This is a genomic window from Pseudomonas sp. LRF_L74, assembly GCF_965644255.1.
GTDB lineage: Bacteria > Pseudomonadota > Gammaproteobacteria > Pseudomonadales > Pseudomonadaceae > Aquipseudomonas.
In genome coordinates this window covers 292,902-306,410 of record NZ_CBFFRH010000003.1, presented here as the reverse complement: position 1 = coordinate 306,410, position 13,509 = coordinate 292,902, and the positions used below count along the sequence as shown (strand labels likewise).

The 13,509-nt window shown below is 63.4% G+C and carries 14 protein-coding genes; 7 read left to right on the top strand and 7 right to left on the bottom strand.

Translation table 11 applies throughout. The features are described from left to right. Positions 1 to 113 precede the first annotated feature (113 nt). From ACSZPK_RS10045 to ACSZPK_RS10035, 3 genes are all read left to right on the top strand, one after another. A complete protein-coding gene (locus tag ACSZPK_RS10045; protein WP_437881312.1) occupies positions 114 to 2,171 on the top strand; it encodes a FimV/HubP family polar landmark protein in 2,058 nt (685 codons plus the stop codon). A 66-nt stretch (positions 2,172 to 2,237) separates the two neighbouring features. Then, a complete protein-coding gene (locus tag ACSZPK_RS10040) occupies positions 2,238 to 2,513 on the top strand; it encodes a SelT/SelW/SelH family protein (protein WP_437881311.1) in 276 nt (91 codons plus the stop codon). A gap of 149 nt (positions 2,514 to 2,662) precedes the next feature. Further along, positions 2,663 to 3,151, top strand: a complete 489-nt coding sequence (locus tag ACSZPK_RS10035) for a hypothetical protein (RefSeq protein ID WP_437881310.1) — start codon at positions 2,663 to 2,665, stop codon at positions 3,149 to 3,151. Here the strand turns inward: ACSZPK_RS10035 and ACSZPK_RS10030 are convergent. The 3 genes from ACSZPK_RS10030 to ACSZPK_RS10020 are packed head-to-tail and all read right to left on the bottom strand — an operon-like array spanning position 3,136 to position 5,168. Continuing rightward, positions 3,136 to 4,014 (bottom strand): DMT family transporter, encoded by an 879-nt coding sequence (locus ACSZPK_RS10030; RefSeq protein ID WP_437881309.1) that lies wholly within the window; start codon positions 4,012 to 4,014, stop codon positions 3,136 to 3,138. The two genes, ACSZPK_RS10035 and ACSZPK_RS10030, sit on opposite strands and share 16 nt — an antisense overlap. Continuing rightward, the gene (locus ACSZPK_RS10025) at positions 4,011 to 4,349 is read right to left on the bottom strand and encodes a tRNA-binding protein (protein ID WP_437881308.1); all 339 of its coding nucleotides are present in this window, start codon (positions 4,347 to 4,349) and stop codon (positions 4,011 to 4,013) included. The genes ACSZPK_RS10030 and ACSZPK_RS10025 overlap by 4 nt, the downstream gene beginning before the upstream one ends. A gap of 57 nt (positions 4,350 to 4,406) precedes the next feature. Further along, the gene (locus ACSZPK_RS10020) at positions 4,407 to 5,168 is read right to left on the bottom strand and encodes an AraC family transcriptional regulator (protein WP_437881307.1); all 762 of its coding nucleotides are present in this window, start codon (positions 5,166 to 5,168) and stop codon (positions 4,407 to 4,409) included. A 137-nt stretch (positions 5,169 to 5,305) separates the two neighbouring features. Here ACSZPK_RS10020 and ACSZPK_RS10015 point away from each other — a divergent pair, with 137 nt between their 5' ends. Beyond that, positions 5,306 to 6,115, top strand: coding sequence for a UDP-2,3-diacylglucosamine diphosphatase (locus ACSZPK_RS10015; protein ID WP_437881306.1), 810 nt, complete (start codon positions 5,306 to 5,308; stop codon positions 6,113 to 6,115). Between the two features lie 110 nt (positions 6,116 to 6,225). Then, positions 6,226 to 7,257: a glycosyltransferase family 4 protein gene (locus ACSZPK_RS10010; protein WP_437881305.1), complete on the top strand. Its 1,032-nt coding sequence runs from the start codon at positions 6,226 to 6,228 to the stop codon at positions 7,255 to 7,257. Here the strand turns inward: ACSZPK_RS10010 and ACSZPK_RS10005 are convergent. The 3 genes from ACSZPK_RS10005 to ACSZPK_RS09995 form a co-directional block, all read right to left on the bottom strand. Continuing rightward, complete coding sequence (locus tag ACSZPK_RS10005; protein ID WP_437881304.1) at positions 7,247 to 8,632, bottom strand: adenylate/guanylate cyclase domain-containing protein; 1,386 nt, start codon at positions 8,630 to 8,632, stop codon at positions 7,247 to 7,249. The two genes, ACSZPK_RS10010 and ACSZPK_RS10005, sit on opposite strands and share 11 nt — an antisense overlap. A 156-nt stretch (positions 8,633 to 8,788) precedes the next feature. Then, positions 8,789 to 9,106, bottom strand: coding sequence for an Mpo1-like protein (locus ACSZPK_RS10000; protein ID WP_437881303.1), 318 nt, complete (start codon positions 9,104 to 9,106; stop codon positions 8,789 to 8,791). Positions 9,107 to 9,224: 118 nt separating this feature from the next. After that, positions 9,225 to 10,679, bottom strand: a complete 1,455-nt coding sequence (locus tag ACSZPK_RS09995; RefSeq protein WP_437881302.1) for a TrkH family potassium uptake protein — start codon at positions 10,677 to 10,679, stop codon at positions 9,225 to 9,227. A 250-nt stretch (positions 10,680 to 10,929) separates the two neighbouring features. Here ACSZPK_RS09995 and ACSZPK_RS09990 point away from each other — a divergent pair, with 250 nt between their 5' ends. Both ACSZPK_RS09990 and ACSZPK_RS09985 read left to right on the top strand, forming a co-directional pair. Then, positions 10,930 to 11,286: a YkgJ family cysteine cluster protein gene (locus ACSZPK_RS09990; protein WP_437881301.1), complete on the top strand. Its 357-nt coding sequence runs from the start codon at positions 10,930 to 10,932 to the stop codon at positions 11,284 to 11,286. Positions 11,287 to 11,541: 255 nt separating this feature from the next. Next, on the top strand, positions 11,542 to 12,102 hold the full coding sequence (locus tag ACSZPK_RS09985; RefSeq protein ID WP_437881300.1) for a nitroreductase family protein: 561 nt from the start codon (positions 11,542 to 11,544) through the stop codon (positions 12,100 to 12,102). 72 nt (positions 12,103 to 12,174) lie between these two features. Here ACSZPK_RS09985 and ACSZPK_RS09980 read toward each other — a convergent pair whose 3' ends face one another. Further along, complete coding sequence (locus tag ACSZPK_RS09980) at positions 12,175 to 13,503, bottom strand: HAMP domain-containing sensor histidine kinase (protein ID WP_437881299.1); 1,329 nt, start codon at positions 13,501 to 13,503, stop codon at positions 12,175 to 12,177. Positions 13,504 to 13,509 lie beyond the last annotated feature (6 nt).

Genomic DNA, 13,509 nt, shown 5'->3' with positions numbered 1-13,509 from the left:
CGGCATACCAGTGGATGACCGGAGTGATAGGGGCTTTCCTCCCGACGCTGTCTGGATGTCGCTACTTCTGCGCAACGATCCTGTCGTGCGTCGCGCACCGAGAGGGAGGGCCAATGGCTCCTGTTCGACAAATCATGCTGGTCCTGGCATCGGGGTCGCTGCTCTACTCTGGACTTGCGTCGGCTCTCGGGCTGGGTGAGATCAATCTGTATTCTGGGCTTCACCAGCCGCTGACGGCAGAGATCGAGCTGCTTCAGCCCGGCGATCTGGAAGCGCACGAGATCAAGGTGCAGTTGGCGTCCCCTGAGGCGTTCTCACGGTCCGGCGTCGAGCGTTTCGCTTTTCTCAGTGACCTGCGTTTCACCCCGATGCTGGGCAATGGCAAGAGCATCATCAAGGTTCAGTCGAGCCGCCCGGTCGACGAGCCCTATCTCAATTTCATCATCGAGGTCGCACGTCCCAACGGTAACCTGTTGCGTGAGTACACCCTGCTGATCGACCCTCCGGGCAGTTCCTACATCGCCAGCGCACCATCGCCAGCGGCGGCAGGTGACAAGCGTTTCCGTGTCGCCGACGAGGCCGCGCCAGCCCGCTCTCGTCCCGTGCCGGCCGCAACCCAGGGCAATCGCTATCAGGTTCGTAGCGGCGACAGCCTTTGGACCATCGCCGGTCGTGTCCTGGGCGAAAATGCGAGTGTCAGCCGCGAGGCGCTGATCGAGGATATCTACGCGCTCAACCCGCAGGCTTTTTCCGGTGGCAGCCGCAATCGCCTGCGCGCCGGTGCCAGCCTGCTGCTGCCCGACAGCGTTTCGCCCAGGCGCGTCGTTCCTGAGCAACAGGTCGCCGTTTCTCAGGAGGCCGCTGCCGACGTGCCGTCCGAGGCTCCCGCAGCCTCGCCGGCCGACGATCAGGGTAATGTCGACGCCCAGCTCGCCAGCCAGAACGCCCAGAATGCCGAGCTGCAGGACGCGATCAGTGCCTTGCAGGCGCAGCTCGTGCAGCTACAGAAGCAAATGGCCGACAAGGACGAACAACTGGCGACCATCCAGGCACAGTTGGAGCAACAGCGCGATAGCCAGGCAATGGCCGCTGACGAGAACGGCGCTGGCAAGCCTGATGCCGCTTCCCAGGCCGAGCCGGCCCAGGCACCCACTCAGGCAGCGGTTACGCCGGTGGTTTCCGAGGAGACCGTCGATTCTGGTTCTTCTCTGTGGCCGTGGTTGTTGGCTGGTCTTGGCCTGCTGCTGGCGCTGTTATTGGGCGCGGGGTTGTTCAAGCGCCGCTCCCGGCCAACGCCCGTCGCGAAAACGCCCACAATTACGCCGGTGGTCGTGGCTCCCGTTCTGGCCGAGCCAGCCAAGGTCGAGCCTGGGCCTGTAGCCGAGCCAGAGCCTTTGGCTCCACCCACCTTCGCGCATGTCGCACCACGTGTCCCGACAGCCAGCTCTGATGCTCTGGAAGGTGCCAACCTGTATATCGCCTATGGCCGCTTCGGTGAGGCGCGTACCGCCTTGCGCCGGGCTATAGACCAGGAGCCTGGCCGCATGGAACTGCGTATCCGCCTGTTCGAGGTACTCGGGGAGCTGGACGATGCGGTGGCGTTCGAGGCAGAAGGGCGACAGCTCGAGGCGCTGGGGGCGGATCCGCAGCAACTGGCAGAGATCCGCGAGCGTTACCCGAGCCTGCGCCACGATGACTCGTTCGCCGATGCCGTATTGCATCTGGATGAAACGCCCGGCCATGTCGCGAGCGATGATGCCAAGCCTGACGATTTCCAGCTCAACCTGGACGATTTGTCGCTGGATGCGGACTGGGACCTGGTCAGCCCGTTCACGCCTGAGCCTCCCGTGCGTGGCAAGGTGGTTTCCACGCCTGCCGAGGACGATTCGTTCCGCTCCAACCTCAGCGAACTGCCCGAGGTGTTCGAGTTGCATGTGGATGACACGCCTGTGCCTCAATTGCAGGTGGAGGACGATACGTTATTGGATGAGCCATTGGACTTCGACCAGTTGGCCGGCAATCGCGAGCATCTGGTCACCCTGAACATGGCCCTGGCCTATATCGATCAGGGCGATATCCCCAGTGCCTGCAATATCCTCAACGAGTTGCTCAGCGAAGGCGACGACGAGGAAAAGGCCCGCGCTCGCGAGTTGCTCGCCCAGATCGCCTGAGCCGCGGGGCGCTATCATGGCGCCCCGAAGTCGTTATTCGAGTGGCGCATGACGAGGCGCAGGCAGATGAGCAAACCCGAAGTCACCATCATTTACTGCACCCAGTGCCAATGGCTGCTGCGCTCGGCCTGGCTGGCCCAGGAGTTGTTGAGCACCTTTGCCGATGAGTTGGGCAAGGTCAGCCTCCAGCCCGCGACAGGTGGAACCTTCCTTATCCAGTGCGATGGCGTGCAGGTCTGGGAGCGCAAGGCCGATGGTGGATTCCCGGACGCCAAGACCCTCAAGCAGCGCATTCGCGATCTCATCGATCCACAGCGAGACCTCGGCCACAACGATCGCTGAGGTTGGTCGCAACGGAGCCAGGCGGCTTTTTGTATCAGGTTATTTACCTGGTTTTTACCAGGTTGTGACGTCGCTGAAGCACGCCCGGACGGATAATCCTCGACATGGGCCGCAGCCCTTGCGCCCCTTGTGTGACGAGGTGTTGGAACATGAAACGAGCTTTTCGCAATGTTGGCGCAGGCCTGCTGCTGAGCTGTTTTTCCGCGTTGACCCTGGCTGGTCCGCCGGGGCCGGGTGGTGGACCAGGCGGACCGGGTGGCTGGGGGCCGGGACATCGCGGTGGCGATCACGGCTTGCCCTCCGCGGCCCGTGAATTGTGGATCGGCAGCGCCCTGTATTTCGTCGCCGCGGGTAGCTACTACCTGTGGAACGCCAACAATCAGCGCTACGAAGTGGTGAGCCCGCCGCCTGCCGTGCAGGGCAACGCCGTGGCCAGCTATGAAGTGATCGCTTATCCGGCCCAAGGGCAGACGCCCGACCAGCAGGCGCGTGATCGTTATGAATGCCACTCCTGGGCGGTCAGCCAGAGCGGTTTCGACCCATCGGTGGCGACCCAGCCGGTCGGCGCGGAAACCACCGAGCGCTATCGTCGCGGGCTGGGGGCCTGCCTGACCGGTCGTGGCTATAGCGTCAACTGAGCCTTGGCGTTGTCGGCGTGCCTGTTCAGGCGCGCCGACAGGACGGTGGCGAATACGATCAGGCAGCCGCCACACAGCATGCGCAGGCCCGGTTGTTCACTGAACAGCCACCAGGCGAAGGCGATGCCGTAGACCGGTTCCATGGCGAACACCACCGAGGCCGTGCGGGCGTTGAGCACGCTCAGGCTGGCCACGAACAGGCTGTGCGCCAAGGCCGTGCAGAGCACGCCCAGCAGAGCGATCCACAGCCAATCCAGGGCTCTGACCTCTGGCAGCAGCGGCCAGGCCAGCGGCAGGCAGCAAAGAACGATCGCCAGGTTCTGCCACAAGGCGGCCTGGGCCGCCTTGATGCCTCGGGTCACCGCCCGGTTGGCGACTGAAAGCACGGCGAACAGCAGACCTGAGAGCACCCCCCAGGCCAGCCCCTGAGTGGCATGCTCACGAAAGTCGAAGCTCGGCGTGACCAGCACCAGCCCCAGGCAAACCAGCCCGATCACCAACAGCTCGCCCCGGCGAATCCGTTCCCTGAAAAAGATACTTTCGAGCAGCACGGTAAACGCTGGAAAACTGGTGAAGCCCAGGGTCGCGACGGCCACGCCGGCAACTTTCACCGCGACGAAGAAGGTCCACCAGTGCGCGCCGAGCAGTAAACCGATACCCAGCAGGGCAAGTATCTGCAGGCGTTGCAGTGGTGTTTTCCGAGCGCTCGCATGGGCGACGAAAAACAGCGCCAGTACGGCGAACAGGGCGCGGCCGAAGACAATGATCAGTGGTGCGGCGAGTGCCAGCTTGCCAAAGATCCCGGACAAGCCGAAGAACAGCGCTCCCAGGTGCAAGGCCAGTAATGCGGAGCGCTTGTTCATGCCAGGCGTGCGCCGTTGGGCAACGGCTGGTCGAAACCGGCCAGCACGACATTGCCCGCGTGATCGTGCGCGCCGGTCAGCAGAACTTCCGAGCGGACGCCCGCAATGCGTTTGGCGGCAAAGTTGCACACGCACAGGACTTGGCGACCGACAAGATGTTCGGCCTCGTAGTGGGCCGTGATCTGGGCGCTGGAGGTTTTCACGCCAACCTCCGGCCCCAGGTCGATTTCCAGTACATAGGCGGGGTTGCGGGCTTTTTCATTGGCTTTTGCACTGATCACAGTACCGACGCGCAGCTCGACGCGTTCGAAGTCCTGCCATTCGATGGTCTGCATGGGGCTCTCCTGATGTCGTAAGAGTCTATGCAGCTAGGCGCCCGTTCGTCTGTCGCGTCACTCGCGCGAATTGTCGCGAGACTCGCGGCGAAGCTGGCGCGGCGTGCAGCCCCATTGGCGGGCCAAGGCGGCGGTGAAGGCGCTTTGCGAGCCGTAGCCGACTCGCGCGGCGATCTCGCCCACGGACAACTGGCTGCCGAGCAGCAGATCGCGACCTCGCTGCAGGCGGCGCAGGCGTACGTAGTCCATGGGCGTCTGCCCGCTTTCGTCGAGGAAGCGTGTGTGGAAGCGCGCGGCTGACAGGCCGCAGAGCCTTGCCAGGTCGGCGACCTGCAAAGGATGGGCGCAGTGTTGGTCGATATGGGCGTCGATAACACTCATCGGCAACCGTTGGCGGGGCGCCGACGAACCCTGGCTCAGGCTGGCCAGCAGCAGGGCGGCGCCTTGCTGGGCGATGACCTCATCGGTGATCGGGCTGGCTGCGAGCCAATTGACCAACTGACTCTGCGCCGTATCGAGCAGCAGGCGCTTGGGGCGTTCCAGCAAGCGCCGGCTGGCATCGGCATGCTTGCCCAGGCGTTCGCACAACCAGCCTTCGGAAGGTATGTCGAGGACCAGGCACTGGCTGCCCTGGGCGCTTTCGCAGATGTGGTGCATGCCGGGTGGAACGATGGCCATGCTGCGGGTCAGCACCTGGCAGCCTTTGCCGGAGACCTCGAAGTCCAGGCAGCCGGACAGGCCGAACACCAATTGCGCGTGCTCATGGCTGTGGGCGATCTGCTCGTGGACGTAATGGCGCAGGAAAAGGGCCGGGTGCATGGTGTTGATCCCCATGGAGAGCCGGCAGTCTACACCGAGCCTTGTCGTTCGTACGCCGTCATCTGATAGTCATGAAAAATTCATGGTTGTTTCACCGTGTAAGCGCACCCTCTGCCAAACAGAGCCGGAGGACGTCGATGAGTATCGTCGAGCGCAGCAAACCCAGTCGCAAGCAACGCATCCGCACGCTGTGGATATCCGATGTCCACCTCGGCACCCGTGACAGCCAGGCCGAACGATTGTCCGCTTTTCTCAAGCGCTATCACGCCGACAAGATTTATCTGGTTGGCGACATCATCGATGGCTGGAAGCTGCGCGGTGGAATCTACTGGCCCCAGGCCCACACCAACGTGATCCGACGCCTGCTGACCATGAGCAAGCGCGGCACCGAGGTGATCTACGTCACCGGCAACCACGACGAGTTCCTGCGCCGCTACTCGAAGCTGATCCTCGGCAATATCCAGTTGCTCGACGAGGTCGTGCACACCACGGCGGACGGGCGCAAGCTGTTGGTCATCCATGGCGACCAGTTCGATGTCATCACCCGCTACCACAAGTGGCTGGCGTTCCTCGGCGACTCCGCCTACGAGTTCACCCTGACCCTCAATCGCTGGCTCAATCACTGGCGTGAGCGCTGGGGCTACGGCTACTGGTCGCTCTCCGCTTACCTCAAGCACAAGGTCAAGAGCGCGGTGAATTTCATCAGCGACTTCGAGGAAGCCATTGCCCACGAATGCGTCAAGCGTGAACTCGACGGTGTGGTCTGCGGCCACATCCACCATGCCGAGATTCGCCAGGTCAACGGCGTCGAGTACATGAACTGTGGCGACTGGGTCGAGTCCTGCACGGCGCTGATCGAACACCTGGATGGCAGCATCACCCTCTACCGTCTGGCGGACGACGATGCGGCCACTGCCGAGGTGAGCAGGATCGGCCAGGTTGCCTGAGCCTTGTCACCGCGCTGTAAACCCGTGCCTCCATGCTGGTCATGAATCAGTAATGGGAGTTCGCCCATGAGCCGTCTGTTTTCCCCATTCAGCCAGGGCCGGAGGCACGCATGAGGGTGTTGATCGTCAGCGACGCCTGGCATCCGCAGGTCAATGGCGTCGTCACGTGCCTGCAGGCGCTGGTCGATGAGTTGGGTGCCCTGGGACACGAAATCAGGGTGCTGTCGCCACTGGATTTCCGTTGTATGCCTTGCCCGAGCTACCCGGAGATCCCGCTGGCCTGGAATCTATGGAAGGTCGGCCAGTTGATCGAGCGTTTCGCCCCGGATTGCGTGCATCTGGCCACGGAAGGCCCATTGGGTTGGGCTGCGCGTCGTTGGCTCAAGCGTCGCGGGCTGCGCTTTTCCAGCGCCATCCACACACGCTTTCCCGAGTACGTGCATACCCGCTGGCCGTGGGTGCCGTTGAGCTGGGGCTATGCCTACCTGCGTCGTTTTCATCGGCTCAGCCAGGCGGTGCTGGTCAGCACCGCACGAATGCGCGACGAGTTCGCGGCGGCACGCATCGAGCGTTTGCGCATCTGGTGCAAGGGCGTGGATACCCAGGTGTTCCAGCCTCGGGGAGAGCGGGGCGTACGCGCGGTTTTCCTCTACGTCGGCCGTTTGGCGGCAGAGAAGAATATCGAGGCGTTCCTGGCGCTGGACCTGCCGGGTGAAAAGCGCGTGGTCGGCGATGGACCGTTGCGCGCGCAGTTGCAGGCGAACTATCCGGAGGCGAAGTTCCTTGGCTACCAGCATGGCGAGGCGTTGGCTCGCAGCTACGCCGCTGCGAATGTGTTGGTGTTTCCATCGAAGACCGATACCTATGGCCTGGTGATGGTCGAGGCGCTGGCCTGCGGTACGCCAGTGGCGGCGTTCCCGGTGGCCGGCCCGCTGGATGTGCTGGAGCCTGGTGTGACTGGTGTCATGCATGAGGATTTGCGCCAGGCCTGCCTGGACGCCTTGCTGCTCGATCGCGCCCGCTGTGCCGAACGGGCGGCGCTGCAGTCCTGGCGGGTATGTGCCCAGGAGTTCCTCGGCATGCAGGTCTGCCTGCAGGGGCGGCCGCTGCGCCTGGACAAGCCGGCGACCGTTACAGGATGACCTTGTCGCGCAGTTTCTCGGCGGCCTGGTTGAGGGCCAGGATGACTTTTTCCTTGTCGTAGTTCTGGATGCCGTTGGTATCCAGGTACATGGAGAACCCCGGCATCTCGTGCTCGACGTAGCTGGAGCGGGCACCGAGGTCGCGACGGAAATCCACGACCTGATAGATCTGCACCGGACGGCTGAAGCCCTTGACCGCGATCTGGCCCTTGTCGCGGCACATGATCACGTCCTTGATCAGCGAGTAGGTCTCGTGGGAAATCAGGATCTCGCCGGCTTCCGACGAGCTTTCCAGGCGACTGGCCAGGTTCACTTCGCGACCGATGATGGTGTAGTCCATGCGCGTGTCGGCGCCGAAGTTGCCCACGGTGCAATAGCCTGTGTTCAGGCCCATGCGGATTTCCAAGGGCTTGGTGATGCCCTGGGCGCGCCACTGCTGGCGCAGCACCTTCATGTGCTTGCGCATGGCGACGGCCATCGACACCGCGTTGACCGCGTCCTTCTTGGCACCCTGGCTGCTGGGGTCGCCGAAGAACACCATGACGCTGTCGCCGACGAACTTGTCGATGGTGCCGCCATACTTGAGGACGATCTTCGACATTTCCGTCAGGTAGCTGTTGAGCAGGTCGGTCAGTTGCTCGGCTTCCAGTTCTTCGGACAGTTCGGTGAAGCCCTTGATGTCGGAGAAGAACACCGTGAGCTTCTTGCGCTGGGTTTCCAGGCGCACGCCGCGCTTGCCACTGAAGATCATTTCCCAGACTTGTGGTGACAGGTACTTGGCCAGGTTGCGCGCCAGGCGCGCGGCCTTTTCCTGCTCCTTCTTGATCTCGCCGCGAGCCAGGGCCAGGCGCAGCCCCTGTTCATGGATGAAGAAGGCGGTGATGCAGATATAGAGCGTGGTCAGCAGGATGCTGACGATCGACACCAGGATCGGTGTGTCGGCCTTGACCTGCGGGTGCAACAGGCTGGTGCTCAGGGCCATGCTGCCGGCGGCGACCAGCAGGCCGAGCGCCATGGCGCGCGGGCCGCGGGATACCAGGGCGCTGAAGCTGAGGATCAGCAGGAACATCAGTCCCGGTACCACGGAGAAGCCGAGCAGCACCGCACCGCTGCCGGCGTGTACGGCGTCGATGAACAGCAGGACCAGGTAAGTGCGCTGCGGATGGTCCTGTTTGAAGCGGTTGCCCAAGTGGTAGGCGAGATGGGGATAGAGCAGGGCGTAGGGCACCATCCACAGGATGTCGTAGCCGAAGTGCTGGCAGTAAGTGCCGGCGGCAATGCTGGCAGCCGCTGCGATATAGGCCAGAATGCGTGAATAGTACTCACGCAGGAACAGTGAAGAGTAGGTCTTCGTATCCGTGGCGACGGGCTTCATGAAAGACAGCGATCCCTGTGAATGTCTCGTACGTCGAGTCGAACACAGCTAGCAAAAGAGAGGCCGGATGTGTGCGAAAGCATGGATGATACCGACGCGCGGGGTTTGCGGCCAAGTGCGCCTGCCGAGTGGAACAAGTGGCCGGCTGGCTGGTCGTCAGAAGCGGATTCGGCCTGTCAGTGCATCTTTGAACATGACCCAGTCGCCAAGCAGGCTGTACAGCGGATACTTGAAGGTGGCGGGGCGATTCTTCTCGAACACGAAGTGCCCGATCCAGGCGAAGCCGTAGCCGGCCAGCGGCAGCGCGAGCAGCCATGCCCATTGTTGGCTGAGCAGCGCGTAGGCGAGTATGCCGAGTACCAGCGTACTGCCGGCGTAGTGCAGGCGGCGGCAGGTATCGTTGCGGTGTTCCTGCAGATAGAAGGGGTAGAACTCGGCGAAGCTGTGGAACCGTTCGTTGGCTGCGATGCTCATGGCGTGCCTCCTGTCTTTATTCTTCGACGGCTTTCGCAGTCTAGGCGCGAGGACAGGATGACGCGAGCGTTATCGGACCGTTGATGGCGTCATGCCGTCAACGGTCCGCCAGGCACGATCAATGCCTCCAGAATGCAGGCATCAGCAGCACCAGTACGGTGAGGATTTCCAGGCGGCCCAGCAGCATGCCCATGGTCAGCAGCCACTTGGCAGCGTCCGGCAGGCTGGAGAAGTTACCGGCCGGACCAATCACCGGGCCCATGCCCGGGCCGACGCCCGAGACGGTACTGGCGGCGCCGGTAAGGGCCGTGATCCAGTCCAGGCCGCAGAGGGTCAAGCCAAGCGCCAGGGTGGCGATGGTGATGGTGAAAAAGAAGGAAAAGGTCAGGATCGAGCGGACGATGTCCTCGTCCAGGCGATGGCGGTTGTATTGCTGCTTGATCACCGCTCGGGGGTGGACCAGTTGCTGCAGGTTGGCCTTGAGCAGGATGTAGGCGACCTGGAAGCGGAAGATCTTCAGTCCGCCAGCGGTGGAACCCGAGCAGCCACCGATGAAACCGAGGTAGAAGAACAGCATGGTCGAGAAACCGCCCCACAGGCTGTAGTCACCCAGGGCGAAACCCGTGGTGGTCATGATCGAGGTGGTGTTCACCGCCACGTGGCGCAGGGCTTCCAGCCAGTGCAGCTTGGTGGTCAGGGCGTACCAGGTGGCCATTACCAGCCAACTGGCGATCAGCACGAAGAGAAAGCCCCGTACCTGCTCATCGCGAATCAGCGCCCGGTAGTTGCCACGCAGGGTCGAGACGTAGAGCACGAAGGGCAGGCTGCCGAGGATCATCACCACCACGGCGACCCAGTGCACCGCCGGCTGCGGCCATTTCGCCAGGGACTGGTCGGAGGTGGAGAAACCGCCGGTGGAGATGGCCGACATGGCGTGGTTGATCGCATCGAACAGGCTCATCCCGGCCAGCCAGAACGCCAGGACCGAGAGCGCGCTGAGCCCCAGGTAGGCGACGACCATGTACTTGGCCACCATGTGCGAGCGCGGCATGACCTTGTCGGAGCGGTCGGAGGACTCGGTCTGGAACAGGCGCATGCCGCCGATGCGCAGCATGGGCAGGATCGCCACCGCCATGGCGATGAAGCCGATACCGCCGAGCCAGTGCAGCAGCGAACGCCAGATCAGGATACCCGGCGACATGTGATCGAGGCCGGTGAAGATGGTCGAGCCGGTGGCGGTGATGCCCGACATGCTCTCGAAGAACGCATCGGTGTAGCTGATGTGCTGGATGAGGACAAAGGGCAGGGCGGCGAAGATACACACCAGCACCCAGCTCGACACCGTCAGCATGTACATGTCACGCGGGCGCAGGTGGCTGTCCTTGGGGCGGCCCTGGAGGACCATGGCCAGACCGACTGCGCTGGTGATCAGCGCCGACCAGAGGAAGGAGTCGATTTCCTGCTGGCGGTGGAAGATCAGCAGGGTTCCCACTGGAATCGCCATGGCCACGGCCACGGTGATCAGAAAGATGCCATTGATGTAGGCGATGATCCGCAGGGTCGACAGGGCCATCAATCAGGCTCTGGCAGGAGAAGGGTTGCGGACGGAACGGGCTGGGCCATGCAGGGCTCGGTGGGCTTGGGAACAGGCCGCCATTCTAGCGTGCATGCGCCTGCTGTAAATCCGCTCGGCGAGGGGGCTTCACAGCCACTCATGGATGCATAGAATGGCGACCGGGTTCAGCGAGATATCCGTGCACTTCCCCGTGCAGCCCCGTTGAGCCTAGGGTCGGCCCTCCGCCGGTTTGCCAGTGTTCCTGATCATGTCCGATAGCCCTTGCTTGAGCTGTGGCGCGTGCTGCGCGCATTTTCGTGTGTCTTTCTATTGGGGCGAGTGCCAGTCCGCTGGCGGTGTCGTTCCCGATCACCTGGTCGAGCCGATCGGCCCCCACCATGTGGCGATGCAAGGCACGACGACCAAGCCCGTGCGCTGTGTCGGCTTGCTCGGCGATGTGGGGGGCGGTGTGCGCTGCAGCATGTATGAGCAACGCTCCAGTACTTGCCGGGAGTTTTCGGCGAGCTGGGAAAATGGCCTGGCCAACCCGGCCTGCGATGCTGCCCGGGCGGCCCATGGCCTGCCGCCGATCACGCCGCCGGTGAGTCCGGAGCGGGTCGCCTGAATCCGCTGTTGCGATCTTCGTTGGCTAGCAGGCTGTTGAAAAACTACCTGCGTTGGCAATCCTGCGTTAAAAACGGCCTCAAAATGCTCATTTACAGCTCGTAAACTCCGCTTTTTCGGCCGTTTTTGCCTTGTCTTTCCTGCCTCACCTACGTTTTTCAACGGCCTGCTAATGGGATTCGTCGCTGTTTCGGCGCGGTTCGCGTCGAGGCACCGACAGACCCTAGAATACCCACCGGTTCTCCAGGAGATAACGATGGACGCCCTCGACCTGCTACTCAATCGCGCCTCCGTAGCGCGCCTGCATGACCCTGCGCCGACCACGGAGCAGCGTGATCTGTTGTTTCGCGCCGCGTTGCGTGCCCCGGACCATGGCCAATTGCGGCCATTTCGTTTCATCTGCGTGGAGGGTGAGGGACGGGTGCGACTGGGCGAGCTGTTCGCCGAGGCGGTTGCCGCCGGCAAGCCCGAGGTCGCTCCGGAAGCCCTGAGCAAGGCCCTGGCCATGCCTCTGCGGGCTCCGTTGCTGGTGGTCGTGGTTGCGTGCCTGCGCGAGCATCCCAAGGTGCCGCAGGAAGAGCAGGTGATCACGGCGGGTTGCGCCGCCCATGGCGTGCTGCTCGCCGCTCAGGCGATCGGCCTGGGAGGCATCTGGCGAACCGGCGAACTGGCCAGCAACGCGGTGGTCGATTCCGGACTGGGCCTGGCGGCCAATGAGCGGATCGTCGGTTTCCTCTATCTGGGCAACCTCGATGGCGAGCGCCGCACGCCGCAGTCGCCCGCGCCCGCGGAATACGTCAGCGGCTGGCCCGCATAGGGCAGAAGACCTCGACGAGAAGCGATATCCATCATGTGGTCACGTGGCCCGCTGTTTATCGCTGCTCGGTTGTCAGGTCGACTCGGGTAGCGTCAGCTCGAGCGTGGCGATGAACCCGCCTTGTGGATGGTTGGCCAGTATCAGCCGGCCCGCATGGCGTTCAGCGGCGCGCTTTGCGATCGCCAGGCCCAATCCATGGCCAGGGGCGGCCTGGCCAGGGGCGCGGTAGAAGGGCTCGCCGAGCTTGTCCAGGACTTCGCTGGGGGCGCCCGGCCCATGGTCGCGGACGCTGATGCGCGCCTGCTGGCCCTGGCGGACCAGGCTGATCTCGATGCACTGTTGCGGCGGGTTGAAGCGCAGGGCGTTGCGGACCAGATTGTCCAGCGCCCGCTCGAGCATGTCGGGCCAGCCTTGCAATGGTAATGGCTGGCTGTCCAGATTGACGGTGAAGCGCTGCTGGGGCGCACTCAGGCGAGCATCGTCGAGCAGTTTGTCGATCAGCGGTTGCAGCGCGATTTCCTGGGTCGGGCCCGGGTCCGCATCCAGCCTGGCCAGGGCGAGGATCTCACTGATCAGGTCTTCGAGGCGGTCGCATTCGCGCACGAGGCGCGGCCACAGGTGTTCGCGCTCTTCGTCTGTGGCGCGCTCGGCCAGGGCCAGGGCAATGCGCAGGCGGGCGAGCGGCGAGCGCAGTTCGTGGGAGACATCGCGCAGCAACTGGCGCTGGCTGGCGATCAGGTCTTGCAGGCGCGAGCCCATGCGGTTGAAGTCGCTGGCTAGTACGCCGAGCTCGTCACGGCGCGAGGACAGTTGCGCAAGGCTGGTCTGCTGATAGGCGGTTTGCCCGAGATCATGCACGGCGCTGCGCAAGCGGCCGAGTGGACGGGTGATCGACAGCGTCAGTAGAACGCTGAGCAGGGTCAGGACGACCAGGGCTATGCTGAGTGCGCTCAGTGGCCAGAACAGCCCGCTGCGGTTCCAGTTGGCCAGGTCCGGGATCGGCATGCGGAAAATGAACAGGTAGGTATCGCCCGTGGTCGGGCTGGTGTACTCGGTGGTCAGGCGCCGCCAGGGCAGGCGCTTTTCGTCATGCTGGCGGGCTTCGAAGGCGGCGGCACGGGGCGGAAAGGTGCCGCGGATCACGGGTTGCCCGTCGGAGTCGAGTACCTGGGTATCCAGATGCGCGCGGTCTTTTCGGCGCTCCAGGTAGGTCTGCGCCGCGTCGGCACCCTGCTGTTCATAGATGCTCACCCACTGCTGGGGAACGTCTTTCAGGGCCGGATGACGCTTGAGGATCCAGAAGTCCTGGTTCAAGGCATGCCCCAGCAGGATCGACAAGCCTGCCACCAGGGCGATTGCCAGCCAGAAGCTGGCGAAGATCCGCCAGAACAATGAACGCATGGACTT

What these genes read in the sequence shown, in the direction of transcription:
- ACSZPK_RS10005 (WP_437881304.1), bottom strand. Translation starts at nt 8,632, where the DNA reads ATGAAGCCCGTCGCCACGGATACGAAGACCTACTCTTCACTGTTCCTG.
- ACSZPK_RS10045 (WP_437881312.1), top strand. Translation starts at nt 114, where the DNA reads ATGGCTCCTGTTCGACAAATCATGCTGGTCCTGGCATCGGGGTCGCTG.
- ACSZPK_RS10000 (WP_437881303.1), bottom strand. Translation starts at nt 9,106, where the DNA reads ATGAGCATCGCAGCCAACGAACGGTTCCACAGCTTCGCCGAGTTCTAC.
- ACSZPK_RS10035 (WP_437881310.1), top strand. Translation starts at nt 2,663, where the DNA reads ATGAAACGAGCTTTTCGCAATGTTGGCGCAGGCCTGCTGCTGAGCTGT.
- ACSZPK_RS10010 (WP_437881305.1), top strand. Translation starts at nt 6,226, where the DNA reads ATGAGGGTGTTGATCGTCAGCGACGCCTGGCATCCGCAGGTCAATGGC.
- ACSZPK_RS09990 (WP_437881301.1), top strand. Translation starts at nt 10,930, where the DNA reads ATGTCCGATAGCCCTTGCTTGAGCTGTGGCGCGTGCTGCGCGCATTTT.
- ACSZPK_RS10020 (WP_437881307.1), bottom strand. Translation starts at nt 5,168, where the DNA reads ATGCACCCGGCCCTTTTCCTGCGCCATTACGTCCACGAGCAGATCGCC.
- ACSZPK_RS09980 (WP_437881299.1), bottom strand. Translation starts at nt 13,503, where the DNA reads ATGCGTTCATTGTTCTGGCGGATCTTCGCCAGCTTCTGGCTGGCAATC.
- ACSZPK_RS10030 (WP_437881309.1), bottom strand. Translation starts at nt 4,014, where the DNA reads ATGAACAAGCGCTCCGCATTACTGGCCTTGCACCTGGGAGCGCTGTTC.
- ACSZPK_RS10040 (WP_437881311.1), top strand. Translation starts at nt 2,238, where the DNA reads ATGAGCAAACCCGAAGTCACCATCATTTACTGCACCCAGTGCCAATGG.
- ACSZPK_RS10025 (WP_437881308.1), bottom strand. Translation starts at nt 4,349, where the DNA reads ATGCAGACCATCGAATGGCAGGACTTCGAACGCGTCGAGCTGCGCGTC.
- ACSZPK_RS09985 (WP_437881300.1), top strand. Translation starts at nt 11,542, where the DNA reads ATGGACGCCCTCGACCTGCTACTCAATCGCGCCTCCGTAGCGCGCCTG.
- ACSZPK_RS10015 (WP_437881306.1), top strand. Translation starts at nt 5,306, where the DNA reads ATGAGTATCGTCGAGCGCAGCAAACCCAGTCGCAAGCAACGCATCCGC.
- ACSZPK_RS09995 (WP_437881302.1), bottom strand. Translation starts at nt 10,679, where the DNA reads ATGGCCCTGTCGACCCTGCGGATCATCGCCTACATCAATGGCATCTTT.